The organism is Nocardiopsis gilva YIM 90087 (assembly GCF_002263495.1).
Classification (GTDB): domain Bacteria; phylum Actinomycetota; class Actinomycetes; order Streptosporangiales; family Streptosporangiaceae; genus Nocardiopsis_C; species Nocardiopsis_C gilva.
Genome location: NZ_CP022753.1, coordinates 3,077,961 through 3,104,959, shown reverse-complemented (window position 1 = coordinate 3,104,959; position 26,999 = coordinate 3,077,961). Strand labels below are relative to the sequence as shown.

20 protein-coding genes and 1 pseudogene are annotated in these 26,999 nt (G+C 70.0%); 6 read left to right on the top strand and 15 right to left on the bottom strand.

Translation table 11 applies throughout. The features are described 5' to 3' along the window. The 3 genes from menD to menB form a co-directional block, all read right to left on the bottom strand. Window positions 1–1,671: a 2-succinyl-5-enolpyruvyl-6-hydroxy-3-cyclohexene-1-carboxylic-acid synthase gene (menD, locus tag CDO52_RS14160; protein ID WP_017621189.1), complete on the bottom strand. Its 1,671-nt coding sequence runs from the start codon at window positions 1,669–1,671 to the stop codon at window positions 1–3. A gap of 302 nt (window positions 1,672–1,973) precedes the next feature. Beyond that, window positions 1,974–2,933, bottom strand: a complete 960-nt coding sequence (locus CDO52_RS14155; protein WP_094932437.1) for an o-succinylbenzoate synthase — start codon at window positions 2,931–2,933, stop codon at window positions 1,974–1,976. A gap of 9 nt (window positions 2,934–2,942) precedes the next feature. Continuing rightward, complete coding sequence (gene menB / locus CDO52_RS14150; protein ID WP_017621191.1) at window positions 2,943–3,782, bottom strand: 1,4-dihydroxy-2-naphthoyl-CoA synthase; 840 nt, start codon at window positions 3,780–3,782, stop codon at window positions 2,943–2,945. 213 nt (window positions 3,783–3,995) lie between these two features. Here menB and CDO52_RS14145 point away from each other — a divergent pair. From CDO52_RS14145 to CDO52_RS14135, 3 genes and pseudogenes are all read left to right on the top strand, one after another. Further along, window positions 3,996–5,200, top strand: a pseudogene (locus CDO52_RS14145) (AMP-binding protein). 401 nt (window positions 5,201–5,601) lie between these two features. Then, window positions 5,602–6,933, top strand: a complete 1,332-nt coding sequence (locus CDO52_RS14140; protein WP_094932436.1) for an RNA polymerase sigma factor — start codon at window positions 5,602–5,604, stop codon at window positions 6,931–6,933. A gap of 236 nt (window positions 6,934–7,169) precedes the next feature. Beyond that, window positions 7,170–7,517 carry a hypothetical protein gene (locus CDO52_RS14135; RefSeq protein ID WP_017621194.1) on the top strand — a complete coding sequence of 116 codons (348 nt, stop codon included), beginning with the start codon at window positions 7,170–7,172 and terminating at the stop codon, window positions 7,515–7,517. Window positions 7,518–7,607: 90 nt separating this feature from the next. Here CDO52_RS14135 and CDO52_RS14130 read toward each other — a convergent pair whose 3' ends face one another. Then, the gene (locus CDO52_RS14130; protein ID WP_017621195.1) at window positions 7,608–7,970 is read right to left on the bottom strand and encodes a GntR family transcriptional regulator; all 363 of its coding nucleotides are present in this window, start codon (window positions 7,968–7,970) and stop codon (window positions 7,608–7,610) included. A 145-nt stretch (window positions 7,971–8,115) separates the two neighbouring features. After that, window positions 8,116–8,511 carry a hypothetical protein gene (locus CDO52_RS14125; RefSeq protein ID WP_017621196.1) on the bottom strand — a complete coding sequence of 132 codons (396 nt, stop codon included), beginning with the start codon at window positions 8,509–8,511 and terminating at the stop codon, window positions 8,116–8,118. A 132-nt stretch (window positions 8,512–8,643) separates the two neighbouring features. Between CDO52_RS14125 and CDO52_RS14120 the strand changes: the two genes are divergently transcribed. Then, window positions 8,644–9,312 carry a TetR/AcrR family transcriptional regulator C-terminal domain-containing protein gene (locus CDO52_RS14120; RefSeq protein WP_017621197.1) on the top strand — a complete coding sequence of 223 codons (669 nt, stop codon included), beginning with the start codon at window positions 8,644–8,646 and terminating at the stop codon, window positions 9,310–9,312. On the opposite strand, the gene CDO52_RS14115 is transcribed toward CDO52_RS14120, so the two are convergent. Beyond that, the gene (locus CDO52_RS14115; RefSeq protein WP_017621198.1) at window positions 9,292–9,960 is read right to left on the bottom strand and encodes a response regulator; all 669 of its coding nucleotides are present in this window, start codon (window positions 9,958–9,960) and stop codon (window positions 9,292–9,294) included. The two genes, CDO52_RS14120 and CDO52_RS14115, sit on opposite strands and share 21 nt — an antisense overlap. Continuing rightward, window positions 9,957–11,252 (bottom strand): sensor histidine kinase, encoded by a 1,296-nt coding sequence (locus tag CDO52_RS14110; RefSeq protein WP_232524172.1) that lies wholly within the window; start codon window positions 11,250–11,252, stop codon window positions 9,957–9,959. Before CDO52_RS14110 ends, CDO52_RS14115 begins: the two co-directional genes overlap by 4 nt. Before the next feature lie 160 nt (window positions 11,253–11,412). On the opposite strand from CDO52_RS14110, the gene CDO52_RS14105 reads away from it, so the two are divergent. Next, window positions 11,413–12,003 (top strand): hypothetical protein, encoded by a 591-nt coding sequence (locus CDO52_RS14105; protein ID WP_017621200.1) that lies wholly within the window; start codon window positions 11,413–11,415, stop codon window positions 12,001–12,003. A gap of 160 nt (window positions 12,004–12,163) precedes the next feature. Here the strand turns inward: CDO52_RS14105 and CDO52_RS14100 are convergent, their stop codons facing one another. From CDO52_RS14100 to metH, 8 genes are all read right to left on the bottom strand, one after another. After that, window positions 12,164–14,014: an ABC transporter ATP-binding protein gene (locus tag CDO52_RS14100; RefSeq protein ID WP_017621201.1), complete on the bottom strand. Its 1,851-nt coding sequence runs from the start codon at window positions 14,012–14,014 to the stop codon at window positions 12,164–12,166. Window positions 14,015–14,131: 117 nt separating this feature from the next. Further along, window positions 14,132–15,145 carry an ABC transporter permease gene (locus CDO52_RS14095; RefSeq protein WP_026126290.1) on the bottom strand — a complete coding sequence of 338 codons (1,014 nt, stop codon included), beginning with the start codon at window positions 15,143–15,145 and terminating at the stop codon, window positions 14,132–14,134. Between the two features lie 98 nt (window positions 15,146–15,243). After that, window positions 15,244–17,001, bottom strand: a complete 1,758-nt coding sequence (locus tag CDO52_RS14090) for an ABC transporter substrate-binding protein (protein WP_017621203.1) — start codon at window positions 16,999–17,001, stop codon at window positions 15,244–15,246. A 72-nt stretch (window positions 17,002–17,073) separates the two neighbouring features. Then, window positions 17,074–18,096: an ABC transporter permease gene (locus CDO52_RS14085; protein ID WP_017621204.1), complete on the bottom strand. Its 1,023-nt coding sequence runs from the start codon at window positions 18,094–18,096 to the stop codon at window positions 17,074–17,076. Between the two features lie 702 nt (window positions 18,097–18,798). Beyond that, window positions 18,799–19,308 carry a hypothetical protein gene (locus tag CDO52_RS14080; protein ID WP_017621205.1) on the bottom strand — a complete coding sequence of 170 codons (510 nt, stop codon included), beginning with the start codon at window positions 19,306–19,308 and terminating at the stop codon, window positions 18,799–18,801. A gap of 307 nt (window positions 19,309–19,615) precedes the next feature. Further along, a complete protein-coding gene (locus CDO52_RS14075) occupies window positions 19,616–21,385 on the bottom strand; it encodes an ABC transporter substrate-binding protein (protein ID WP_017621206.1) in 1,770 nt (589 codons plus the stop codon). Between the two features lie 193 nt (window positions 21,386–21,578). Further along, window positions 21,579–22,298: an HAD family hydrolase gene (locus CDO52_RS14070; protein WP_017621207.1), complete on the bottom strand. Its 720-nt coding sequence runs from the start codon at window positions 22,296–22,298 to the stop codon at window positions 21,579–21,581. Then, window positions 22,295–25,762 (bottom strand): methionine synthase, encoded by a 3,468-nt coding sequence (gene metH / locus CDO52_RS14065; RefSeq protein ID WP_017621208.1) that lies wholly within the window; start codon window positions 25,760–25,762, stop codon window positions 22,295–22,297. The genes CDO52_RS14070 and metH overlap by 4 nt, the downstream gene beginning before the upstream one ends. 360 nt (window positions 25,763–26,122) lie before the next feature. Between metH and CDO52_RS14060 the strand changes: the two genes are divergently transcribed. Then, window positions 26,123–26,968 carry a PAC2 family protein gene (locus CDO52_RS14060; protein ID WP_017621209.1) on the top strand — a complete coding sequence of 282 codons (846 nt, stop codon included), beginning with the start codon at window positions 26,123–26,125 and terminating at the stop codon, window positions 26,966–26,968. Window positions 26,969–26,999 lie beyond the last annotated feature (31 nt).

Genomic DNA, 26,999 nt, shown 5'->3' with positions numbered 1-26,999 from the left:
CTATGCCTCCAGCGCACGGTCGACGGCCGCCTGCAGACGGCGGCGCAGCGCCGCGGTGTCGACGCGTCCCGTGCACACCTCGATGATCCGCAGCCCCTCGCCCAGGACGGTCTTGGGCAGGTCGGTGGCCCATTCGAGGCGGGTGTAGGGCAGGTCGGCCACGGCGGCGACGCGCTCCATCGAGACGCCGTGCGGGGTACCGAAGACCCGCTCGAAGTCGGGGTGCCCGGCCTGTTCCAGCCCAGAGAAGATGCCGCCGCCGTCGTTGTTGACGACCACGATCGCCAGGTCGGGGCGGGCCTCCTCGGCGCCGATGAGCAGACCGTTCTGGTCGTGGAGCACGGCCAGGTCGCCGAGCAGGGCGTACCCGGGACCACCGCCGTCGCGCTGGTGGGCCAGGGCGGCGCCGATGGCGGTCGAGACAGTGCCGTCGATGCCGCTCACGCCCCGGTTGCCGATGACGCGCGCCCCGCAGCGGGCGGTCATGGCGGCGTCCAGGTCGCGGATCGGCATGCTGGAGCCGGCGAACAGCAGGGCCCCGTTGGGCAGGTGCGCGGCCAGGTCGCGGGCGAGGCGGGGTTCGCTCAGCGCCTCTTCGCCGTCGAGCAGGGCGTCGATGGCGGCGCGCGCCGCGGTCTCGGCGTCCTGCCAGGAGCGCGACCACGCCGTATCGGGGGTGGCGTCGGCGGGCGGGACGAGGGCGGGAACGACCTCGGTGGCGGTGCGCACCGGGTCGGCGAACGACAGGGGGTCGCCGACGGCGATGTGCCGCCGGGCGCGGCGCAGGTAGGCCAGGAGTTGGCGGGAGAGGCCGGGACGGCCCACGCTGACCACGAGCTCGGGTTCGTGGTCGGCGACGAACCGTGGCGAGGCCAGCAGCTGGCGGTAGGTCGAGACGGCTTCGGCACGGCGCGCGTTGGAGGTGGGCTCGGCCAGCAGCGGCCACCCCGTGGCCATGGACAGCGCCAGGTAGGGGATGGGGTCGTAGTCTCCGTCACCGCAGACGATGACGCCGCGCTCCACCGATGGCGCCGTCACGGGCGCGGGCTGGGCCTCCGGCGCCGGACGCTCGATCCACGCTCGCCCGTCCACGCGGCCCGTCAGGGGTTCCGGCCACTCCTCGCCGCAGCCCGGCCCATCCGGGATGAGCGGGTCGCGGAAGGCCAGGTTGAGGTGGACCGGCCCGGGACGCTCCGTGTCGGTCGCGGCCCACGCACGGCAGGCCAGCGATCTCCAGTAGGCGACCATGCCCGGCAGCCGCTCGGCCGCGCCGACCTCGGTGAACAGGCGCACGGCCGATCCGAAGAGCTTGATCTGGTCGACGGTCTGGTTGGCGCCGGTGCCGCGCAGCTCGGGTGGACGGTCGGCGGTGAGCACGAGCAGCGGCACGCAGCTCTGGTCGGCCTCCAGTACCGCCGGGTGGAAGTTGGCCGCCGCTGTGCCCGAGGTGCACACCAGGGCGACGGCGCGCCGCGAGGCGCGTGCCAGACCGAGCGCGAGGAAGGCCGCCGAGCGCTCGTCGATGCGGACGTGGACCCGGATCCCGGGGTGGGCGACCAGGGCGAGCGCGAGGGGCGTCGAACGCGACCCTGGCGCGATGACGGCCTCGGCCAGCCCGCATCGGGCCAGTTCATCGACGAGGACCCGCGCCAGCGCGGTTGACGGATTCATCCAGACTGCTCTCAGGTCGTGACGTGTAGAACCAGTATCGACGGAGCGCCCCCGTCCGCCTCGCTACCCCCACCGCTGCGGCACTCGTGCTGTGCGTTCGGGGCGGCGATACCGGTGGCCATCACACGTTCGCGCCTGTCGGGATAGAGCGCACCGGGATCCCGACAGCGATGCGACGGTCCGTCCCGTGCAACGCGCCTCCCCACGGTATTCGTCCGCTGCAGGACTGCGATACGTCCCACTGTGCCGAACGCCGCCACGGTTTCGGACCGTTTCGGACTGATCCGCCAACCACCCGCCGTTCAGGACCGCCACTCCGCACGGGCCGCGGCCATGCGGGCGCGCCACGGCCCCGCGTCGATCTCGACGGCCGCCAGCCGCTCCTCGTCGACCGCGGGCACCCGCACCGGCAGGTGGCCGTCGACGGGCACCAGCGGATCGGCGGTCACATCGGCGCGGAGCAGCCGCATCGTCGCCAGCCCGCAGGCGTAGGGCAGCTCCGGCAGGGCGGCGGCGAGTGCGACACCGGCCGCCAGGCCCACCGAGGTCTCCACGGCGCTGGACACCACCACCGGCAGCCCGCACGCCTCGGCCACGCGCAGCGCGGCGCGGACCCCGCCCAGCGGCTGCACCTTCAGCACCACGATGTCGGCGGCATCCGCCGCGCGCACCTTCAGCGGGTCCTCGGCCCGGCGGATGGACTCGTCGGCCGCCACCGGGACGTCGGTGCGCCGCCGCACCTGGGCCAGTTCCTCCAGGGTGGCGCAGGGCTGCTCGACGTACTCCAGGTCGAAGCGGTCCAGCGCGCCGAGCATGCGCACGGCGGTCTCCACGTCCCAAGCGCCGTTGGCGTCGACGCGCACCCGTCCGGCGGGGCCGATGGCGTCGCGTACGGCCTCCACTCGGGCGATGTCCTCGGCCGGTGTCTGACCGCGCTCGGCGACCTTCACCTTCGCGGTCGCGCACCCGCCCTCGGCCACGATCCGCGCCGCGTCCTCGGGGCCGACCGCGGGCACGGTGACGTTGACCGGGACGCGTCGGCGCACCGGTGCCGGCCAGCCCTCCTCGGCGGCTTCGCGGCACGCGGCCCACCAGCGGGCGCACTCCCGCGGCGGGTACTCGGCGAAGGGGGAGAACTCCCCCCAGCCCGCGGGGCCGCGGACCAGCAGGCCCTCGCGCGCGGTGACGCCGCGGAAGCGGGTCCGCATCGGGATCGAGAACGCGCGTCCGGCCTCGGGCCCCGCGGGGGTGGAATCGTCCATCGCGGCCGCCTAGGGACGACGCGGGAACTGGTCGAAGCGCGGCTTGCGCTTCTCCTTGAAGGCGTCGCGGCCCTCCTGGGCCTCCTCGCTCATGTAGTAGAGCATCGTGGTGTCCCCGGCGAACTGCTGCATGCCCGCGGCGCCGTCGCTGACCGCGTTGATGGCGCCCTTGACCATGCGCAGCGCCAGCGGAGACTTCTCCAGCATCTCGCGGGCCCACGCAACGGTCTCCTCCTCCAGCTTCTCCAGCGGGACGACCGTGTTGACCATGCCCATCTCCAGCGCCTCCTGGGCGCTGTACTGGCGGCACAGGTACCAGATCTCGCGGGCCTTCTTCAGCCCGACCGTCTGGGCGAGCAGCCACGAGCCGTAGCCGCCGTCGAACGAACCGACCTTGGGGCCGGTCTGCCCGAACTTCGCGTTGTCGGCGGCGATGGTGAGGTCGCAGCACACCTGCAGGACGTTGCCGCCGCCGATGGACCAGCCCGCCACCATGCAGATGATCGGCTTGGGCAGGCGGCGCATCTGCACCTGCAGGTCGAGGACGTTGAGTCGGCCGATGCCCTGCTGGGCCACGGCGTCGTCGCCGAGGTAGCCGTCTTCGCCGCGGATCTTCTGGTCGCCACCGGAGCAGAACGCCTGGTCCCCGGCGCCGGTGAAAATGATCACCCCGACCTCGGAGTCGTCGCGTGCCACGTTGAAGGCGTGCTGGAGTTCGAAGAGCGTCTGCGGGCGGAAGGCGTTGTGCCGCTCGGGCCGATTGATCGTGATCTTGGCGATGCCCTCGGCGGTCTCGTAGATGATGTCGGAATATTCTCCCGACCGCTGCCAGTCGATCACGCTGCTCACGGCTCTCGTCTCTCCTAACCCGGCCATTCCGGTACTGCGGGCGAAGCGTGGGGCGCAGCGCGGAGAGCGCGGCATACTGCCCGGACCGCCTGCGCGAACGCTTCGCTTGTCAGGGGTCAACCTTAATAGTTCCGCCGGGTGCGACCGCACCGGCGTCCACACCCGGCGCGGGGGCGAGCATGCTGGGGCCACCGCGGGTTAACCTAGGTCAACGTGGCGAATCGACCCCTCCAAGCGGTGACCGGGCTTTCCCCCGCGCACCTGACCGAACTGCTGTCCGCGGCCCTGGCGGGCCGCGGCCCCGCGCTGCTGCCTATCGACCCGCGGATGCCCGCGCCGCGGGTGCGCTCCCTGCTCGCCGCCATGCGCGTCGATGAGGTGCGCACCCCCGAGGGCGTCCGCACCCTCGCCGACGGTGCGGGGACCGCCGAGGACACGGCCCTGGTCATCGCCACCTCCGGGTCCACCGGCGCCCCCAAGGGCGTGGAGCTGTCCACCGCGGCCCTGCTGCACTCGGCGCGCTCCTCCATCCGCCGCATCGGGGCCGGCCCGGACGACGCCTGGCTGTGTGTGCTGCCCACGGCGCACATCTCGGGCCTGCAGGTCCTCCTGCGCGCGCTGGTCAGCGGGGTGGAGCCGCTCCACCACGCGTTCGACCCGGCCGCCACCATGGCGCTCGCCGCCGAGCACCGCCCGCACGTGTCCCTGGTCCCCACCCAGCTGCACCGGCTGCTGGCCGTGGGGGCCGACCTGTCGCTGTTCGGCACGGTCCTGCTCGGGGGGCCGCCGCCGACGAGCGGCTGCTCGCCCAGGCCCGCGCTGCCGGGGGCCGTGTCGTCACCACCTACGGCATGAGCGAGACCTGCGGCGGCTGCGTGTACGACGGCGTCCCCCTCGACGGCATGCGCGCCGACCTCGACACCGAGGGGCGGATCCTGCTGTCGGGGCCGTCCCTGTTCTCCGGCTACCGACTCGACCCCGAGCGCACCGCCGACCACCTGCTCCCTCCGAAGGAGGGGCCCGACGGGGCACCCTGGTTCCGCACCGGCGACCTCGGCCGCTTCGACGCCGAAGGGCGGCTGCGGGTGCGCGGACGCGCCGACGACGTGATCAACACCGGCGGCCACAAGGTCGTCCCTGGCGAGGTGGCCTCCCTGCTGTGCGGGCACCCCGCGGTCCGGGAGGCGGTCGTGGTCGGCCGCGCCGATGAGGAGTGGGGACAGCGCGTCACGGCGGTCGTGGTCCCCGCCGACCCCACGTGTCCGCCGCGCCTCGATGACCTGAGACAATGGGTCCGGACCCAGCTGCCCGGCTATGCGGCCCCCCGGGAGCTCGACGTACGCGCGCAGATCCCCCTCCTCGGTTCGGGAAAACCGGATCTCTCCGCACTGCGTTCGCCCACTCGGCACCGCGATTGACCAGGCAGTACTGGGGCAGGATCACATGAGAGGCGTGTCCGCAGCCGGACGGATCCGCAAGTTGAGGGAACTTCCTGCGGGGTATGGGCGTCTACTCCTGCATCTGGTTCCCACACCCGTCGCGAGGAGGCCCAGGGTGAGTGCGGATCATCCGATCGAGGGGGGATCACACGCAGGAGCACACGGCGCCGTGCACGCCGCGCCAGGCCGTCGAACGCGCTCATTACCCGCTCCCGGGACCGGACGGCCACATATCTGATCGTGACGTATGCCACGACGCGCGATATCCAATCGAGACCGGGAACATTTGACTCTCTGACACGTTAGACATATTGGCGCGCCGAGACGGCGGTTTCCCATCGCCTCGCGCCTGACGTCTTGGAAGGGAGGGAGGTGCCTTCATGTCGCGCACTGCCCTAGCCACTTCTCCCACTCCCACGGTGGCGGACACAGTGGCGGAGACCGCAGACGGCAATGATGTCGCGTCCGCGGCTCTCGACCAGCTGATCACTCGAGGGCGTTCCCAGGGACACCTGTCCCTCGCGGAACTCCGCGCCGCGTTCTCCGCGGCCGGTATCAGCCCGGCCGACGGCCGTTCCATCCTGCGTGAGCTCACTGACGCCGGAGTGCGGCTCGCCAACGGGGGCGACGACGCCGCGGCCCTGGAGTCCGTGGACGCCGACAGCGATGACGAGGTGCTGGAGGAAACACTCGAGACCGCCAAAGCCGTCTCCAAGGCGCGGGGGAAGAAGGCCACCGCCCAGGAGCCGGAAGGTTCCGAGGCCGACCTGGATGACCAGTCGCCCGCCATGGGCGACTCGGTGCACACGTACCTGAAGGCCATCGGTCGCCGCAAGCTGCTCACCGCTGAGGAGGAGGTCGACCTCGCCAAGCGCATCGAGGCCGGTCTCTACGCTGAGTACCGCCTGGGCCTCGTCGAGGACGACGCCCCGACCACAGAACTCAGCGACAGCGAACGCTCGGAGCTGGAGGCGGTCGCCGAGGACGGGCGCCAGGCCAAGCAGCACATGCTGGAGGCCAACCTGCGCCTGGTGGTCTCGGTCGCCAAGAAGTACAGCGACCGCGGCATGTCCCTGCTGGACGTCGTCCAGGAGGGCAACCTCGGGCTCATCCGCGCGGTGGAGAAGTTCGACTACACCAAGGGCTTCAAGTTCTCCACGTACGCCATGTGGTGGATCCGGCAGGCAATACAGCGCGGCTTCGCTGACTCCGCCCGCACCATCCGCCTCCCGGTGCACGTACTGGAGCTGCTGAGCAAGGTCAGCCGGCTTGAGCGCGACATGCACCAGACCCTGGGCCGCGAGCCGAGTCCCGAGGAGCTGGCGCACGAGCTGGACAAGTCGCCGAGCCAGATCGAGGAGCTGCTGCGGATCACGCGCCAGCCCATCAGCCTCGACTCCACGATCGGGGAGGACGGCGAGACCCGCATCGGTGACCTCATCGAGGACGTCGACGCGTCGGAGGCCTCGGAGGTCGTCGACCGACAGCTCATGGCCGACCAGCTGCGCCGCGCTCTGGACGACCTGGAGCCGCGCGAGGCCACGATCATGTCGCTGCGGTTCGGCCTGATGGACGGGCGTCCCCGCACGCTCGACGAGATCGGCAAGCACCTGGGGCTGACCCGGGAGCGCATCCGGCAGCTGGAGAAGCAGTCCCTGTCCAAGCTCCGCCACCCCAGCCGCGCCCAGCAGCTGCTGGACTTCGCGAGCTAGCAGGTTCTGCCCGCGACACAGCCACCGGGGGAGTCCACTCACCCACCGACGGCCCCGGCGCCCGCACCGCACGCGGGCACCGGGGCCGTCGCCGTTCCGCGCGCCCGCCCATGGCGCCGACCGAACATCGGCGCGGGGCCGCGGCAGCGGACCGGACCCCTGAAAAACCCCTGATCTTTCCCCAGTCCCGTCGGCGGAACGGCCGGAATCGGGCGCGGGCGGGGATACTTGGGGGCATGGCCAACGACCCTCTCCCCAAAGACGAACTGGCCGCCTCACTGCGGGCGGGCCGGGAACTCGGCGCCGACTACGACGACGCGATCGCCACCTCTCTGGCCGAGCGCCTGGAACAGAGCATCGACGAGCGCGTCCGCCACCATCTCGCGACACAGCAGCAGCGCCGACCCCAGCGCCAGGGGATCCCTACCCGCACCGCGCGCATGGTGTTGGCCATCGTGTCCCTTGGCCTGGCCATCCCATTGACGGCCATCAGTGCCGGCTACGCCGGAGACGGCGGGGTCATCGCGACGTGGATCGGCATCAGCGTGCTCTACATCCTGATGCTCATCGGCACCCGCGAATAGCGTCGCCACACCCTCCGTTGATCTCGGAGATATTGGGGTGAAAAACGCCCGTGCGACCCCAATATCCCCGAGATCAACGCACGGGGATCGTCAGCGGTCGAGGGCGGCCCGCACGATGTCCAGCGCCTCGCTGCGCGCCAGCCCGAGCCGGGAGATCACGTCGGCGTAGTCGCGGGCCGCCGCCACCGCCTCCTCACGCTGGGCGTCGCCCCCGGCGGCGACGAAGGTGCCGGACCGGCCGCGCGTCTCGACCACCCCGGCCTGTTCGAGCTCCCGGTAGGCCCGGGCGACGGTGTTCACCGCGACGGCCAACTCCCCCGCCAGAGCACGGACGGTAGGCAGCTTGTACCCCACGGGGATGTCGCCGTTGGCCGCGGCGTTGGCGACCGCGGCCCGGATCTGTTCATAAGGGGGCACCTTCGATGATGGATCGAGTTCGATGAACCCCGGCATCTTCGTCCCCACTCCATTCGTCCGGCCCACACCCGGCGGCCTCGCGACGCCGTCCGGTGGCGCCGTGTTCCTTCAACGATCCTGCCATCGACGGACGCCGGACGCACGCTCGGCGGCCGGTGCGGGCGCGGGTGGGACCTCGCCCCTAGACGCCCGCGGGGGTACGCGGAACACCGGCGATGCCGTGCAGCCGGTGGGTCTCGCGCTCGGTGAGCAGTCGCTCGGCGACCTCGGTGGCGTGGCGCACGTCCCGCTTGGCCAGGCGCTTGCGGCGGTAGATGCGGTCGACGTAGCCGCGCGGGCCGATCAGGGCGCGTTCCTTGGCGTAGGCGGCGCGCATCGCGTCGGTCAGCGCGCTGTCCAGGTCCATCCCGAACCGGTGGAGTTCCTCGGCGGAGACCCCGTTCTCCTGTGCGGTGATCAGCGCCTGCTCGGCCGCCGCCACCCCGTCCAGCAGCTCCGGCAGCCGCTCCGCGGCCTGCTCGTCCTCGCTGTGGCGGCGCCGGGCGTCCTCATCGACCTTCGGGCCGGTCAACCCCATGCTCACTCCTGTGGATCGGCGGTGGGTGGATCAGAGTGTCAGGAGACACTGTAGGAGGTGACTCCGATCACGGACACACCCGAGGGGTGATTCCGGCCACCGCCTTTACAAAGTAAGTCTATGATCGGGGGCGTGAGCCGAAACAACGCCGGCCTGAGCGCCGACCGCATCATCACCGAGGCCCTGCGCATCATCGACGGCCAGGGACTGCGCCGCCTGACCATGCGCCGCCTCGGCGACGCGTTGGAGGTGGAGGCCATGGCCATCTACCACCACTTCCCGCTGGGCAAGGAGCAGCTGTTCGACGCGATCGTCGAGTACATTACCGACGTCTCCCGGCCCCGGGGCGCCGACACCGATGCCGACGCAGACGCAGAGGAGAATGACGCCGAAGCGGACGACGCGGCCGAGGACGACCGCCCCTGGGACGAGCGACTGCGCACGTGGGCGCACGACTACCGCGCGGCGCTGCTGCACCACTCCGGTGCGCTCCCGCTGTTCATCCACCGCCGCCCGGACACCGAGGCGGCGCTGCGTGCGCTGGAGCTGCAGTACGCGGCCTTCGCCGAGGCGGGGCTGGAGGGCGCGGACATCGTACGGGCGGCGTCCGCCCTGGACGCCTACGTCACCGGTGCCGTCATCCGCCAGGTCCGCGGCGAGGGCCTGGCCAGCGCCCAGCCCGCCGCGGTCGACGGGCGGTTCGGGACCGTGGCTCGACTGAGCACGGTCGAGGCGGAGCCGGAGCAGGTGTTCGACGCGGGCCTGGAGGCGCTGCTGCGCTCAGTCGTGCGTGACGCCTAGCTCCTGGGCGACGATGGCGGCCTGGACCCGGCTGCGCAGCCCCAGCTTGGCCAGGATGCGGCTGACATGGGTCTTGGTCGTGGTCTCGGTGATGGACAGCCGACGGGCGATCTGCTGGTTACTCAGCCCCTCCCCCACGCACGCCAGGACCTCGTGCTCGCGCGGGGTGAGCGCGTCGAGGGCGGCCGGGCTCACCTCCGGGGCCCGCGGCCCGCCCCCGGCGAACCGCGCGCCGGAACCGGCGAACTCGGCGATGAGCCGCCGCGTGACGGCCGGCGCGATCATCCCCTCGCCGCGGGCCACGACGCGGACCGCCTCGACCAGCTCGTCGGCCTCGATGTTCTTCAGCAGGAACCCCGCGGCACCAGCCCGAAGCGCGCCGAACACGTACTCGTCGAGGTCGAAGGTGGTCAGGATCAGCACGTCCACCCCGGTCCCGGCCAGGTCGCGGGTGGCCGCGATGCCGTCCTTGCGCGGCATCCGCACGTCCATAAGAACGATGTCGGGGAGGTAGCGGCGCGCCGCGTCGACGGCCTCGTCCCCATCGGCGGCCTCGGCGACGACGTGCATGTCCGGCGCGGCGTCCAGGATCATCACCAGCCCCGACCGCACCGCCCACTGGTCCTCGGCCACAACAACCCGGATCACGCGCCCATCCCCGCTCTCTGTCCATCGGTGTCCTCGGGCACGCCCGGCTGCGCGATCGGCAGCTCGGCCCGGACCCGCCAGCCCGCGTCTTCATCGGCCGACGGCCCGGCCTCGAAGTGGCCGCCCAGCAGCGCGACGCGCTCGCGCATCCCAGTGACCCCCGCGCCCCCGCCCAGCTCCACGCGCCAGGTAGGCTCCGGCCGGACCGGCGCCGGGTTCTCCGCCGTCAGCACCAGCCGGTCCGCCTCCTGCCCCGGTGCCGACGCCGTGTACTCCACGGTGATGTCGACCCGCCGGGGTTCGGCGTAGCGCAGCGCGTTGGTGAGCGACTCCTGCACGATCCGGTAGGCGGCCGCGTCCACGCGTGCCGGGAGGGGAGGCGCGGTGCCGCGCTCCTCCATACGGACGTCCAACCCGGATTCGCGCGCGGTGTCCACCAGTCGGTCGGCCTCGCTCAGCCGCGGCGTGACGCGCTCCAGGTCGGGGTTGTCGTCGGCGCGCAGCACGCCGATCATCTGCCGCATCTCGGCCAGCCCCCGCACGCTGTTGTCCCGCACCACGCCGAGGATCTGCCGGACCCGCTCGGGATCCGGGTCGCGCATCGACAGGGCGGCCGTGGACTGCACCGCGATGGCGCTCAGGTGGTTGGCGATGACGTCGTGCAGCTCGCGGGCCATCCGGCCGCGCTCCTCGGCGATGGCGGTGCCCCGGTCCAGTTCGGCCATCCGCAGCAGCTGGTCGGCGCGCTGCCGCTCCAGCTCGGCGCGCAGGTGGTGTTCGCGGACGGTCAGCCCGGACATCATCGGCGTCACGAAGACCAGTACGAACAGCCCCACGAACTGGACCACCTCCAGCAGGCTCTCCAGCACCCCATGCGCGAGGAGGTAGACCAGGACCCCGATCGCCACGACGGTGCAGGTCATGACGGCGGTAAAGATGCCGTAGGCCAGGCGCCGACGCCCCCACACGGCGACCGCGTAGAGGGCCTCCCCGTAGACCACCAGGACCCACCACGAGGGGCCGAGGGCGATGTCGGCGAGGAGGAACAGGGAAGCGATCGCCAGGCCGGTGCCAGGCGCGCTGCGGCGCAGCAGGACCGCCGCGCACACCCCGGTCAGGGTCAGCAGCAGCCACCGCTGGTCGATGTCGGGGCGCTCCACGTAGGCGGCCAATCCCCACAGCAGCAGCCCGACGCCGAAGTGCATTCCAGCCCACAGCGTGCTGCCGAGGTAGAGCCGACCGCCGAGGATGCGCCGGTCGAGCAGCGCGTAGCGTCGGAGAAGCAGCGTCACGCCCTCTATCTCAGCACGTCCGCACCGCCGACGCGTACTTCGAAGGTTGTACAGCGATCTCATCACCTGCGCCGATCCGCCGCCCCGGGTCGGTTCCGCATGATGGGCGGGACGCGGGGCCGGTGGACGGCCCCCATGGAGGAACGAGGGGGGCGCGACGGTGATCGCGGCGGTGATCCAGACGGTCGAGGCGCTGTTCTGGGTGCTCGTGCTGGGCGGGCTGACCGCCCGCTACCTGCTGCGCATGCGGCGGCTGAGCACGGTGATGCTGCTGCTCGTCCCCCTACTGGACGTGGTCCTGCTGACGGTGATCGCCGTCCACCTGTCCCAAGGGGCCAGCGCCGACGTGACCCATGGCCTCGGGGCGCTGTACCTGGGGTTCACCGTCGCCTACGGGCACTCGGTCATCACCTGGGCGGACGTCCGGTTCGCGCACCGCTTCGCCGGAGGTCCATCCCCTCCCCCGCGCCCCACGGCCAGAGCCGCCCGGCTGCGCCACGAGAATGTCGCCTGGCTGCGCGGGCTGCTGGCCTGCCTCATCGGCGCGGGCGCCCTGGCGGGGCTGACCCTGTTCGTCGGCGACCCGGAGCGCACGGCCGTGCTCGACGGCTTCTACACTCCGCTGGGCATCTTCATGTTCTGGAACACGGTCATCGCCGTGTGGGGCGTGGTATCGGCACTGTTCTCAGCCGAGGACGGGTCCCCGGCACCTCCGGTGCCCGCATCGGTGCACACGGACGCGCGCGGATAGCCGTGCACCGCCGATAACACCGTTGATCTCGGGGATATCGACCGAATGTCGGCCGTTATTCGGTCGATATCCCCGAGATCAACGCAGGGGACGGGGCCGGTGGGCTGGCCCCCGTCCGTCGCCGCTGTTGGTCCCGCCGCCGACACCGATGGCGGCGGGTTCAGGCCGATGGGGCGAGCTGGTCGGCCTGCCCGTCCTTCTCCTGACGCATCCGGACGCGCTCGGCACGGTGCGCGCGGGCCTCGTCGGGGTCGAGGACCGGAGCGGCGGCCAGCAGCTGCTGAGTGTAGGAGTGCTGCGGGTTCTCGTAGACCTCGTCGCCCTCGCTCATCTCCACGATCTCGCCCCGGCGCATGACCGCGACCCGGTCGCTGACCTGGCGCACCACCGCGAGGTCATGGGCCACGAAGATGTAGGTCAGGTCGAAGTCGTCCTGCAGCTCCGAGAGTAGCCGCAGCACCTGGTCCTGGGTCGACACGTCCAGCGCGGACACCGGCTCGTCGCAGATCACCAGCTTGGGGCGGAGGATCAAGGCCCGGGCGATCGCGATCCGCTGGCGCTGCCCGCCGGAGAACGCGTGCGGGAAGCGGTTGTAGTGCCGCGGTTCCAGGCCCACCCGCTCCAGCAGCTCCTGCACGCGCCGCTTGATGAGCTTGGAGTCCTTCTCGCCCTGGACCCGCAGGGCGGTGCCGATGCTGTCGCCGATGGTGAGGCGCGGGTTGAGTGACGAGTACGGGTTCTGGAAGATCATCTGCACGTCGCGGCGGAGCGGGCGCAGCTTCCGGTCCGGGAGCTGGGTGATGTCGCGGCCCTCGAAGGTGATCGAGCCCGACGCCGGCTGCAGCAGCCGCATGACCGCGCGCGACAGGGTGCTCTTGCCCGACCCGGACTCGCCGACGACGCCCAGCGTCTCGCCCTTGTACAGGTCGAAGGAGACGTCGTTCACGGCGTAGAACTCGGTGGCGGTGCTGAACATACCGCTGCGCACCTTGAACCGCACGCGCAGGTTGCGCACCTCCAGCAGCGGCTCGCCCGGCTCGGCGGCACCGATCGGTTCGGGGGCCGGGGCGGGCGTCTCCTCCGTCTTCGGGACCTGAAGCTCCTGCCGATCCTTCTCCTTGGCAGCCCTCTCCGCCTCGTCGCGCTCGGCACGGATTCGGGCGCGGCGCTCGGCGCGCGAGACCTCGACCCGGGGGACGGAGGCCAGCAGCGCCTGGGTGTAGGGGTGCTCGGGCGCGGCCAGGACCCGGCGAACGTCGCCGCGCTCCACGGCCTTGCCGTTCTGCATGACCAGGACCTCGTCGACGGACCCGGCGACGACAGCGAGGTCGTGGCTGACCAGGATCAGCGACATGCCCAGGTCGCGGCGGAGGTCGTCGAGCAGGTCCAGGATCTGCGCCTGCACGGTCACGTCCAGCGCCGTGGTCGGTTCGTCGGCGAGCAGCACCTTGGGGTCGCACATCAGCCCCATGGCGATGAGGACGCGCTGGCGCATGCCGCCGGAGAACTCGTGCGGGTAGGAGTTGATCCTGCGGGCGGGGTCCGGGATGCCCACGCGGTCCAGCGACTCGATGGCGCGCTGCTTGGCCTCGGCACGACTCGCCTGGGCACGGTGGGTGCGGTAGGCCTCGATGAGCTGGTCGCCGATGGTGTACTGCGGGTGCAGCGACGACATCGGGTCCTGGAACACCATCGCGATGTCGTTGCCGCGCAGCGCGCGGACCTCGGCGTCGGAGGCGGCCACCATGTCGGTGCCGACGACGGAGATCTGCCCGGTGATCTGGGCCTTGGTGCCGCGGTGCAGCCCCATCAGCGCGAGCGACGTGGCGCTCTTACCGGAGCCGGACTCACCGACGATCCCCAGCGCGCCGCCGGACGGCACCTCGAAGGACAGCCCGGCGACGGCGTGGACGTCGCCGTCCATCGTCGGAAACGTGATCGTCAGGTCGTCGACGCGGACCGCCGCGTCGACGGTGGCCGCGGACCCTTCCGCGGTTCCCGGAGTGGTCATTGCCGGTCTTCCTTCGGCTCGGGCCCCGGCCCGCCGGATGGTCGGGCCAGGGGTGAGAGGACTGCTCTGCGTTGGCTCGGACCGGCCGCCGGGGTTGGCTCCGGCGGCCGGGGGTCGTCAGGCCGTGACTCTGACCCGGGGGTCCACCCAGGCGTAGAGCAGGTCGACGATGAGGTTGCAGACGACGATGAAGAACGCGCCGAACAGGGTGACACCCAAGATGACGGGCAGGTCGCTCTGCACGATCGCCGTCACGGCGTAGCGGCCGATGCCGTTGAGGGAGAACACGGTCTCGGTGAGCACCGCACCGCCGAGCACCAGGCCCAGGTCCAGGCCGAAGATGGTGACGATCGGGGTGAGGGTGGGCCGCAGGCCGTGCTTGAGCACGACCCTGCGCTCGGCCAGGCCCTTGGCCCGCGCGGTGCGGATGTAGTCCTCGCCCATGGTCTCCAGCATGCCGGCGCGGGTCTGGCGCGCGTACTGGGCCGCGTGCAGGAACGCCAGGGTGATCCAGGGCAGGATCAGTCCGCCCGCCCAGGCCACCGGATTGTGGGTGAACGGGGTGTAGGAGGGACTGGCGAACCAGCCGGTGGCGTGCACGAGGAACGCCAGGCAGAGCAGGCCGGTGAAGAAGATCGGCAGGGAGACCCCGGCCAGGGCGACGCCCATGGCGACGCGGTCGAAGATGCTGCCCTTCTTGATGGCCGAGATGACGCCCACGGCGACGCCGCCGATCAGCCAGATCACACCGGCCCCGATGGCCAGCGAGAAGGTGACCGGGAGCCGCTTGACGATCTCTGGGAAGACCTCCTGGTAGTTCTGGAAGGAGTAGCCGAAGCAGGGTGCCGTGCACTGCACGGTGTCGCGGCCGAACTGGTACTCGGCCCCGAAGAAGATGCCGCGGATGAACTCCCAGAACTGCACGGCGATCGGCTGGTCCAGACCGAGCCGGTCGATGGTCGCCTGAATGGCCTCAGGCGTGGGCGCCTTGCCCACGTACATCGTCGCGAGCTGTTCGGTGGTCTGTCCGGCCAGCCGCGGAACGACGTAGAAGATCAGGAACGTCACGAGGGTGACGATGGCGAGCAGCAGCACGCCGGCGCCCAGGCGACGAAGAATGTATGTCAGCAACTTGACCGGCGGCGCGGGGCCGGTCGGAGTCGTTGTGGGAGTCCGACCGCCCCCGCCGCCTTCACCTGCCTTCTCTCAAACCGATCGAGGTGGATGCGCTACTCGCGGGTGGTGCCCAGGGCCATGAAGTCGTACCCCGCGTAGCCCACGTGGTAGTAGGCGTTGGTGAGGTTCTCCGGGCGGTAGTACACCATCTTTTCGAGGACGACCGGGAGGATCACCGCGTTCTCCATGACGATCCGGTCGATCTGGGCGTACTTGTCCGCACGGGCCTCGGGGTCCTGTTCCTTGACGGACTCCGCGAACAGCTTGTTGACCTCGGGGTCGTCGAACTCGGAGATGTTGGCGTTACCCGCGTCGCGGATGGACTCGCCGTTGACGATCTCGCTCATGAAGCCGTAGCCGGTGGGCCAGTCCGGGGCCCAGCCGAAAACCGTCAGGCCCAGCTCGTTGTCGTGCACGAAGTCGGGCGACCCGGCCTGGGTGTTGGTGTAGGTGTCCGACGGGTACTGCTTGATCGACGCACCGATGCCCGCCCGCTTCAGGCTCGCTTGCAGGGCCTCGGCGGTCGCGACGTCGGCCGGGCGGTCGGAGCGGGCCCCGATGTTGACCTTGAAGCCGTCGTCCTCGCCGCACTCCTCGAGCTTGGCCTTGGCCTTGTCGAGGTCGCCCTTGTTGTCCTCGGACGGGTACAGGTCGATGCTCGTGTCGGCGCCTTCGAGGCTCGTCGGCATGATCTGCGTCGGGATATCGCCGCCAACGGGGCCGCCCCAGGCCCGCTGGAGCGCGTCGTGGTCGACCGCGAACATGACCGCCTGGCGGCAGGCGAGGTCGTCCAGCGGCTCGACCTTGGTGTTGATGTTGACGTAGCGCATCGTGTTGCCCGACGGGTTGTCGACGTTGGCCTTCTTGGCCTCGTCGCTGAGCACGGTGCCCTTCATCGCGGGTCCGACGCTGGAGGTCGAGAGGTCGACGTCGAGCTGCCCGTTCACCAGGCGCTGGTCGATCTCGTTCTGCTCGACGCCGAGCTCGACCTCGATGCGGTCCGGCAGTGCCTTGCGGATCGGGTCGGTCGCCGCGTCCCACTCGTCGTTGCGGACGAGGTTGAGGCTCTCCTCCGGCTTGTAGTCGCCGTCGAACTTGTAGGGGCCGGACGACAGGACGTGGCTCTGGTACTGCACGCCCTTGTCGACCTCGGCGGGGACCGGGGCGCTCTGCGGCTGGATGAGGATGTACTCGAACTCCGAGAACGGCTTCTTGAGATGGAAGACCAGGGTGTGGTCGTCCGGGGTCTCGATGCCGCCGAAGCCCTGGAGCGGGTCGGAGCTGTCGGCGTAGGGGCCCTCGTAATCCTCACTGTCGGCCAGCAGCTTCTTGAAGTACTGCGGGCCGTTGGGCAGCCGCTGCTCGCCGTAGTTGCTGCGCGCGATCGCGTACTTGACGTCCTCGGCGACGATCTCCTCGCCGTTCTCGTACTTCAGCCCCTTCTTCAGCTTGACGGTGTAGGTCTTCCCGTCATCGCTGACCTCGGGCATCCCCTCGGCGAGGTCCGGCTGGAGCTCGGTGCCCTCGACCCCGGGGGACGTGGTGTAGGTCAGCAGGGTGCGTGCGTAGTAGCGGCTGAAGTTCCACGCGAAGGCGTAGTACATGTTGCCCGGGTCGGTGGAGTCGAAGTCCGACGAGTGGGCGTAGCGCAGCGTGCCGCCCTTCTCGTCCGAAGGGTTGACGATCTCGGTCTCCCCCTGGTTGAAGGCGGCTTCCCCGCCTCCACCGGCGCCTCCGCCGCCTCCGCATGCGCTCAGCAGCAAGGTCGCCGCCGCGCCGAGCGCGACGAACCCCAGAGCTCGTTTCGTCATGTCCTGCCTTTCTCGCAGACGTGGGTTGTGCCGTCCGTGGGGGTGGCGGAGCCGGGTGGGCGCCGCCGCCCGTCAGTCGGAGGACCTCGGGTCGAACGCGTCGCGCAGGCCGTCACCGAGGAGGTTGAAGGCGAGCACGGTGATGAAGATCGCCAGACCCGGGATGATCACGAAGTGCGGCGAGGTGGTGTAGTACTGCAGCGAGTCGGAGATCATGCCGCCCCACGTGGGTGTGGGCGGGTTGATGCCGACCCCGAGGAAGGACAGCGCCGCCTCGAACAGGATGTTCGTCGGGATCAGCAGCGTGGAGTAGATGAGGATCGGGGTGATGAGGTTGGGCAGGATCTCCCGGAAGAGGATGTACCGGTTGCTCGCCCCGAGGCTCCGCGCGGCCTCGACGAACTCGCGCTCCTTGAACGAGAGCGTCTGGCCGCGCACGATGCGGCCGATATAGGGCCAGTTGAAGAACCCGATGATGAAGATGAGCAGGGCGACGCGCAGCCCGTTGCCCGTCAGCCCGAACGCGCCGTCGGGGATGACACCGGCCAGCGCGATGGCGAAGAGCAGCAGCGGGAACGCGAGGAAGATGTCCATCGCCCGGCTGATGACGGTGTCGACCCAGCCGCCGAAGTAGCCGGCGAGGCTGCCCAGCACGGTGCCGATGAAGACGCACAGAACGGTGGCGCCGAAGGCGACGAGCAGCGAGATCTGCGCGCCGTAGACGATCCGGCTGAACAGGTCGCGGCCGTTGACCGGCTCCAGGCCGAGCAGGTGGTCGAGGCTCATCCCGCCCCAGGGGTCGATGCCGCTCGTGGGGTCGTTCGGGTCGTTGAGCACGCCGCCGGTGAGGGGGTCGATCGGCGCCTGGTTGAACTGGTTCGGCGGGTAGCCGACGAACTTCACCAGCAGTGGCGCGAGGATCGCGATCACGATCAGAAGTACGACGACGATGCCACCGGTCAGCGCGACCTTGTCCTGTCGGAACCGCTGCCAGGCAATCTGTCGAAGGGAACGGCTCGCGGCGTCGGCACGTCGCGGTTGGGCCTCCGCCCCGGCCTCCTCCGCCGTCCCAGGTACGTCCGAAGGCGCGGTCATTGCACCACTACTCCCCCACTAGTCCCGCTTTTGGCGCGGCCCTGAATTCCGATCAGGGCCCGTCGGGGGATGTCCCCTCGGGCCCTGGTGCGGCACTGGTCGAGTGCCCCGGGCCGACAGGTCGACCCGCACCGGCGGCGCAAGGATGAGTCCGGCCACCGGGTATGCGCGGCACCATGCTGACTTAGCTCGGGACATCAACACAGCTAACGCATGTGACCCACCTAACGGTGCATCGCGATCAATTTACGCCCGGTTTAGACACAAACCGTCCAGTAAGCCGCGATGTGGCCGAATTGTGATTTGAGAAACACGAACCCGTCACATGCTGCAACGTGACACACGGCATAACTCTCACCACAGAGTGTGCCTGACCGGCGAAGACAAGGAGGACAGGACGCGCCGGATTGTCCGTTCGCTCACGCGTAGTGAGGAATCTGCCGCCGCCCACCCCCGCCGAATTCCAGTCACGGACGTCCGAAATTGGCAAAATCAGTTGCGCCTCACGCGCCCATATGCCTCTGGGACGCCCGAAGTACGGCCGATCCGCGGACTTCAGCCGGGCTTAAGTGCCATGCCGCGACGGCGATCCGCCCCAGGCTCCACCGAGCACGCGACGGCACCGCGTCCCCGGCACACAACACACAGGGGCCGGAGGGGATGTCCCCTCCGGCCCCTGGCTCACCTGTTGTCGGGCGTGGGCTACTCGATTCCGCGCTTGCGCAGCAAGGCCTCGATGTCGCTGAAGTCGTCGTCGGCCGCCGACTGAGCGGCCTGCTTGGGCTGCTTGGGCTGCTTCGGGCTCGACGCGGGGGCGGCCTGCGCCCCGGCGATCTCCGGGGCGGCCCCACCACCGGTCTCGGCGGCCTTGGGCGCCGGCTTGGCGCCACCGGTACCGATGCCGCGTGCCCGCATGATCCCCGAGACCACCCACAGCACGACGGCCAGACCGGCCACCACGACCCCGGCCCACACGATCGGGTTGAAGATGAGGGACGCGAAGAAGCGGGAGAGGTCGAACACCAGCCGCCACACGATCGTCATCAGGCCCATGAGTCCTGCCGCCAGCGGCAGCAGCGACCACGCCACACCGCGGAGCCCGGCCGCGGAGCCCCTGCGACGCCACACCATCCAGGAGATGAGCAGACCCACGACCGTGAGGGCGGCCCCAAGCATCGGGCCCGCGATCGGCAACTGTTCCGGAACACCCATGTCCCCAGTGTCGCACCCACACGGCCCCACGCACATCCGGTCATTCCCCTAGGGAGTCGGCGTGTCAGGGTGGGCACGGTGGACGACTGGCCGTTGACCACCGATGCCACCCGTTCCTCCGTTGATCTCGGCCAAGTGCACCGAATAATCGCTGGAATTCGGTGCACTTGACCGAGATCAACGGAGGGCCCGGCGCGGACGCGGCCCAGACCGGGCCGATACCCCGGACCGTCCGCTGGCCCGCTCCGGTCGCAGGAGCGGGTCAGCGGTTCGGCCGCGCGGCGGTGGCGCCGCCGCTTCTGTCAGGTCACTCGCCGGCGGTCGTGCCCAACGTCGCGTAGTCGTACATCTTCCAGCTGGGGTTGAAGAAGACGTTGGTCAGGTTGTCCGGGCGGTACAGCACCGCCTTGTGGAACACCATCGGCGCGATGACGGCCTGCTCCATCACCTTCTTGTCGATCTCGGCGTAGACCTTGTTCCGCTCGTCCTCGTCCTCGATCGCCACGACCTCGTCGAGGAGCTTGTTGATCTCCGGATCGTCGAGCTCGGAGATGTTGGAGTTACCGGCCTTCTTGATGGCGTCGCCGTCGACGATCTGGCTGAAGTACCCGTAGCCGGTGGGCCAGTCGGGCATCCAGCCGTAGATGTTCAGACCGAGCTTCTTGTCGTGCACGAAGCTCGGCGAACCGGCCTGGGTGTTGGTGAACGTGTCCGACGGGAACTGCTGGATGTTCACGTCGATCCCGGCGCGCTTCAGGCCCTCCTGGATGGCCTCGGCGGCCGCGACCTCGGCCGGGCGGTCGGAGCGGACCCCGAGGTTGGTCTTGACGCCGTCGCCCTCGCCGCACTCGTCCAGCTTCTTCTCGGCCTGCTCGACGTCGCCCTTGCTGTCGTCGTTCTTGGACGGGTAGAGGTCCAGGTCCGGGTTGGAGCCGGGCACCGCCGGGGGCAGGATCTGGGTGGCCGGGGTGCCGCCCGCGTCGCCGCCCCAGGCGCGGTGTACCGCGTCGCGGTCCATCGCGTACTGCACGGCCTGCCGGCAGGCCAGGTTGTCGAACGGCTTCACCTGGGTGTTGATGGTGAGGTAGTAGTGGGCGCTGTTCTCCGGGTTGTCCAGTCGCGCCTTCGCCGTCTCGTCGGTGAAGACCTTGCCCTTCTGCGCCGGGCCCAGGCCGGTACCGGAGAGGTCGACGTCGAGCTTGCCGGTGGCCAGTCGCTTGTCGATCTCGTCCTGGTTGATGCCCTCCTCGACGGTGATCTTGTCGGGCAGGGCCGTGCGGACCGGGTCGGACTCGGCGTCCCACTCGTCGTTGCGGACCAGTGTGAACCCGTTGCCCGGCTGGTAGTCGCCCTCGAACTTGTAGGGACCGCTGGAGACCACGGAGGACATGTAGCGCTCGCCGGTGTCGGCGTCGGCGGGGACCGGGGCGCTCTGCGGCTGCACCAGCACGTAGGGGAAGTCCGCGAAGGCGCCCTTGAGGTGGAAGACCAGGGTGTGGTCATCGGGGGTCTCGATCGCGTCGAAGCCCTTGAGCGGGTCGCCCTTGTCCTCGTAGACGCCCTCGTAGCCCTTGGCGTCGAGGTGCTCCTTGTAGTACTTGGGGCCGTTGGGCAGGGCCTTGTCGCCGAAGTTACTGCGGGCGATCGCGTACTTGATGTCCTCGGCGACGATCTCCGCGCCGTCCTCGAACTTCATGCCCTTCTTCAGCTTGACGGTGTAGGTCTTCCCGTCGTCGCTGACCTCGGGCATTCCCTCGGCGAGGTCGGGCACGACCTCGCGGCCGGCGTCGCCGGGCTTGGCCGCATAGGTGTAGAGCGTCCGGGCGTACAGGCGGCTGAAGTTCCACATGTAGCCGTAGTAGATGTTGCCCGGGTCGGTGCTCTCCACGTTCGTGGTGATCGCGAAGCGCAGCGTGCCGCCGGTCTCCTCGCCGGGGTTCACCACCTCGGTGAGTCCCGCGTCGAACTCGGCCGCGGCCGTACCGCCCCCGCCGTTGTCACCGCCGCCGCCACACGCGCTCAGCAGCAGGATCGCCGCGGCGCCGAGCGCCGCGGATCCGATCGCCGTTCGTCTCACTGTCCGCCCTCTCGTCGAGTATCACCGGATGTGAGCGCATCACACCGACGTCCCCCCGGGCACGCCGCCGGGCCGGGTTCTCGACACCGGACGGCGCCCCTGCGGTTGTGACGCACATAACGGCTGACTCTACGGAGGCGTAGGTCACATTTTGTCTAAGGTGGGATAACTTGTCTGGTTTTATGCCGCGGTATCAGCCCCGCGCCCCGTCAGCGAGACCGTGGAGCCCCTCCAGGTCGAGGCCGACCAGCGAGTCGATCACGGTGAGCCCGTCGGCCGGAGCGATCTCGACATGGTTGGGCACGGCGACCGTGACGCAGCCCGCGGCCCGCGCCGAGGCGACGCCCACGACCGAGTCCTCGAACGCCACGCACCGCCGCGGGTCCACGCCGAGCAGGCCGGCCGCCTTGAGGTAGGGGTCGGGGTGGGGCTTGTTGTGGTCCACCTCGTCACCGGCCACGCTCAGGTCGAAGGAGCTCAGGCCGATGCCGCCGATCGCGCGCTCCACCAGGCGGCGCTCGGTGGAGGTGACCAGGGCCACCGGCAGATCGGAGGCGGCCACCAGACGCACCAGCTCCTTGGCGCCCGGGCGCAGTTCGGCGCCGTCGGCCAGCAGCCGGCCGAACTCCTCGTACAGCCGCAGCCCCACCTCGGTCTCGGAGACCTCGGCTCCGGTCAGGTCGATGATGTAGCGCGCAACGGCGGCGGTCGCGCCGCCGACGTTGCGCTCGTGGTCCTCCTCGGTCCACACACCGCCGAGCCCGGCGACGACGCTGCGTTCGGCCTCCCCCCACAGGCCCTCGCTGTCGATCAGGGTGCCGTCCATGTCGAACAGGACGGCCTGCAGGGCGCCGCCCGGGGCCTGCTGGATCGCAGGGTCCCCGGGCGTGCCGCCGGTCTCGGTATGAGTCATGCGTTGAAGTATTTCGCTTCCGGGTGATGAATGACGATCGCGTCGGTTGCCTGTTCGGGAACGAGTTGGAACTCCTCGGACAACGTGACGCCAACGCGCTCGGGTTCGAGGAGCTTCATGATCTTGGCGCGGTCCTCCAGGTTCGGGCAGGCCCCGTACCCCAGGGAGAACCGGGCGCCGCGGTAGCCCAGCTTGAAGAACGCGTCGAGGTCGGCCGGGTCATCCCCGGCGAATCCGAGCTCGGCGCGGACCCGCGTGTGCCAGTACTCCGCGAGTGCCTCGGTGAGCTGCACGGACAGTCCGTGCAGCTCCAGGTAGTCGCGGTAGGCGTTCTTCTCGAACATCTCGGCGGTGGCCTGGCTGATGGCCGATCCGACGGTGACGACCTGGAAGGCCACGACGTCGGTCTCGCCGGACTCCTTGGGCCGGAAGAAGTCGGACAGGCACAGGTGCCGGTCGCGCCGCTGCCGGGGGAAGGTGAACCGGGTCCGCTCGCCGCCGTCCTCGTCGAGCACGACGAGGTCGTCGTTCTCGCTGTAGCAGGGGTAGTAGCCGTAGACGACCGCGGCCTCCAGCCACCCCTCGGTCTTGATGCGGTCAAGCCACATCCGCATGCGCGGCCGGCCCTCGGTCTCCACCAGCTCCTCGTAGCTCGGGCCGCCGCCGCGCGAGGCCTTCAGCCCCCACTGCCCCATGAACAGGGCGCGCTCGTCCAGGAAGGCCGTGTAGTCGGCGAGCGGAAGGCCCTTGCTGATGCGCTCACCCCAGAACGGGGGCTCGGGCACGGTGTTGGTGGTGGACACGTCGCTGCGCGCCGGCATCTCCTCGGGCTCGGTGACCTGGAGCTTGGCCCCGCCCTTGACCCGGCGCTTGCGCAGCGCGGGCAGCTCGGCGCCCTCGACGCCGCGCTTGACCGCCATGAAGGCGTCCATCAGGCGCAGGCCCTCGAAGGCGTCCTTGGCGTAGCGGACGTCGCCCTCGAACATCTCGGCGAGGTCCTGCTCCACGAAGGAGCGGGTGAGCGCGGCACCGCCCAGCAGCACCGGGTAGTTCTCGGAGATCCCGCGGGAGTTCATCTCCTCCAGGTTCTCCTTCATGATCACGGTCGACTTGACGAGCAGGCCGGACATGCCGATGACGTCGGCCCGCTGCTCCTGGGCCGCCTCCAGGATCGTCGACACCGGCTGCTTGATGCCGAGGTTGACGACGTCGTAGCCGTTGTTGGAGAGGATGATGTCGACCAGGTTCTTGCCGATGTCGTGCACATCGCCCTTGACGGTGGCGAGCACGATGCGGCCCTTGCCGTCGTCGTCGGTCTTCTCCATGTGCGGTTCGAGGTAGGCGACCGCGGACTTCATGACCTCGGCGGACTTCAGCACGAACGGGAGCTGCATCTCGCCCGAGCCGAACAGGTCGCCGACGACCTTCATCCCGGCCAGCAGGGTCTCGTTGACGATCTGCAGGGCGGAGCGCTCGGTCAGCGCCTCGTCCAGGTCGGCTTCGATTCCGACCATCTCGCCGTCGATGATGCGCCGCTCCAGGCGTTCCGCCAGCGGCAGCGCCGCCAGCTCCTCGGCGCGCGAGGCCTTGAGCGCCTTGGCGTCCACGCCCTCGAACAGCTCCAGGAACTTGGCGAGCGGGTCGTAGTCCTCGGTGCGCCGGTCGTAGACCATGTCCAGGGCGACCTGGCGCTGCTCGTCGGGGATCCGGTTCATCGGCAGGATCTTGGAGGCGTGCACGATGGCCGAGTCCAGCCCGGCCTCGACGCACTCGTGCAGGAACACCGAGTTGAGCACGATGCGCGCGGCCGGGTTGAGTCCGAAGGAGATGTTGGACAGCCCCAGGGTGGTCTGCACCTCGGGGTAGCGCCGCTTGATCTCCTTGATCGCCTCGATGGTCTCGATGCCGTCGCGCCGGGTCTCGTCCTGGCCGGTGGCGATGGGGAAGGTGAGCGCGTCGACGATGATGTCGCCGACCCGCATCCCCCACGTGCCGGTGAGCTCCTCGATGAGCCGGACCGCCACCCGCACCTTCCACTCGGCGGTGCGCGCCTGGCCGTCCTCGTCGATGGTCAGCGCGACCACGGCTGCGCCGTGCTCCCGGATCAGCGGCATGATCTTGTTGATGCGGGAGTCGGGGCCGTCGCCGTCCTCGTAGTTGACCGAGTTCACCACGGCACGCCCGCCGACCAGCTGCAGTCCGGCCTCGAGCACGGCGGACTCGGTGGAGTCCAGCACCAGCGGCAGGGTGGAGGCGGTGGCCATGCGGGAGGCCAGCTCCTTCATGTCGGCCACACCGTCGCGGCCGACGTAGTCGACGCACAGGTCGAGCAGGTGGGCGCCGTCACGGATCTGGTCGCGGGCGATCTCCACGCAGTCGTCGTAGCGCTCCTCGACCATCGCCTCGCGGAACTTCTTGGAGCCGTTGGCGTTGGTCCGCTCGCCGATGGCGAGGTAGCTGGTGTCCTGGCGGAAGGGGACGCTCTGGTAGAGCGAGGCGGCCGACGGCACGCTGACCGGCCGACGGCTCTCGACCCCGCGGCCGTGTACCCGCTCCACGACCTGGCGGAGGTGCTCCGGCGTGGTGCCGCAGCATCCGCCGACCATGGACAGCCCGAACTCGGTGGTGAAGGTGTCGTGGGCGTCCGCGAGCTCGTTGGGCAGCAACGGGTAGACGGCGCCGTTGGCGCCCAGCTGGGGCAGCCCGGCGTTGGGCATGCAGGAGATGGGAACGCGGGAGTGCTGGGCGAGGAAGCGCAGGTGCTCGCTCATCTCGGCGGGGCCGGTGGCGCAGTTCAGCCCGATCATGTCGATGTCGAGCGGCTCCAGCGCGGTCAGGGCGGCACCGATCTCCGACCCGAGGAGCATGGTGCCGGTGGTTTCGATGGTGACCTGGGCGATGATCGGGATATCGGACCCGGCGGCGCGCCGCGCACGCGTCGCCGCGATCACCGCGGCCTTGGTTTGCAGCAGGTCCTGGCAGGTCTCGATGAGGATGGCGTCGGCGCCGCCCTCGATGAGTCCGGTGTGGCACTGCTCGTAGTAGTCGCGCAGGGTGGTGAACTCGGCGTGGCCGAGCGTGGGCAGTTTGGTGCCCGGGCCGACGGAGCCCAGGACGTAACGGGGGTGGTCGGGGGTGGAGTACTCGTCGGCGGCCTCGCGGGCGACCCGCGCACCGGACTCGGCGAGCTCGTAGGTGCGATCGACGATGTCGTATTCGCCGAGGTTGCCGAAGTTCGCGCCGAAGGTGTTGGTCTCGACACAATCGACGCCGACGTCGAAGAACTCCGCGTGCGTGGCACGGACGATGTCCGGTCGGGTGACATTGAGGATCTCGTTGCAGCCTTCGTGGCCCTCGAATTCGTCGAGGTCGAGATCGTGGGCCTGAAGCATGGTGCCCATCGCACCATCGGCGATGATGACGCGCTGGGCAAGGGCATCCCGGAAGGAGAGTCGAGAGCTCATGACCCTTAACTGTAGTGTCGTCCTGCTTTTGGTGCAGGACACGGGGTCCCGCGATCACCACAACCGCGGCGATACAGCAGGTCGGGGCGCAAGGGGCACGAGTTTCGGACGTCAACATCCGATGATCCGCCCTCGCTTCCGAACGACGATATCTCAGCGCGTCCCGGAGCGTTGCCCCCACCCCATAGGGTGAACCTGTCCGGTCCTTTCCGCCGTCGATGCCCCGGCATTTCACTGTCGCGGGACCAGTGGTGCGTGGTAGGGCTGGACGGCGCGTCGAACGACGTCGCGTGTGTCAGTGGAGAACCCGGCCGGGTCGGCCGCGCGGAGGACGGCCCGGGGAGTGTGAGGAGACGGCCGTTGCCTGAGCTCGACAGCGTCGGTGAGCTCGTCGAGCCTGTCCTGGTGGCCGCGTTCGAAGGCTGGAATGACGCCGGAGAAGCCGCCGGGACGGTTGTCGAACATCTGATGACGGCCTGGGGCGCCGACGAGTTGCTCACCCTCGAACCCGACGACTACTACGACTTCCAGGTCGCGCGGCCCAGGACCTCAGTCGTCAACGGGGAACACGGTGGCATCACGTGGCCCACCACGCGGATCTCGATCGCCCGGCCCGCGGGCGGCGGCTGCGACGTCGTGCTGGTGAGCGGTTCCGAACCGAACATGCGCTGGCGCGGTTTCGCCGGGGACCTGCTGGCGGTGGCACGGGAACTCGGCGTGCGCCGGGTCGTGCTGCTGGGCGCGCTGCTGGCCGACGTCCCCCACACCCGCCCGGTGCCGATCAGCGGGGTGACCTCGCCCAAGCACCTGCTCTCGACGCTGCACTTGGAGCCCGCCGGGTACGAGGGCCCCACCGGCATCATCGGTGTGCTGCAGGACACCTTCGCTTCGGCCGGGATGGAAACGGTGTCGCTGTGGGCGGCCGTGCCGCACTACGTGGCCCAGCCGCCCTCTCCCAAGGCCACACTGGCGCTGCTGCGCGGCGTGGAGGACGTCCTGGACGTCACCGTGCCGCTGGGCGACCTCATCGAGGAGGCCAGGGCCTGGGAGCACGGCGTCGACGAACTCGCCTCGGAGGACGAGGACATCGCCGGCTACGTGCGCAGCCTTGAGGAGGCCAAGGACGCGGCCGAGCTCCCCGAGGCGACCGGCGAGGCGATCGCGCGCGAGTTCGAGCGCTACCTGAAACGCCGGGGTCGCGGCTAGCGGGCCCCACCTCTCCGTTGATCTCGGAGAT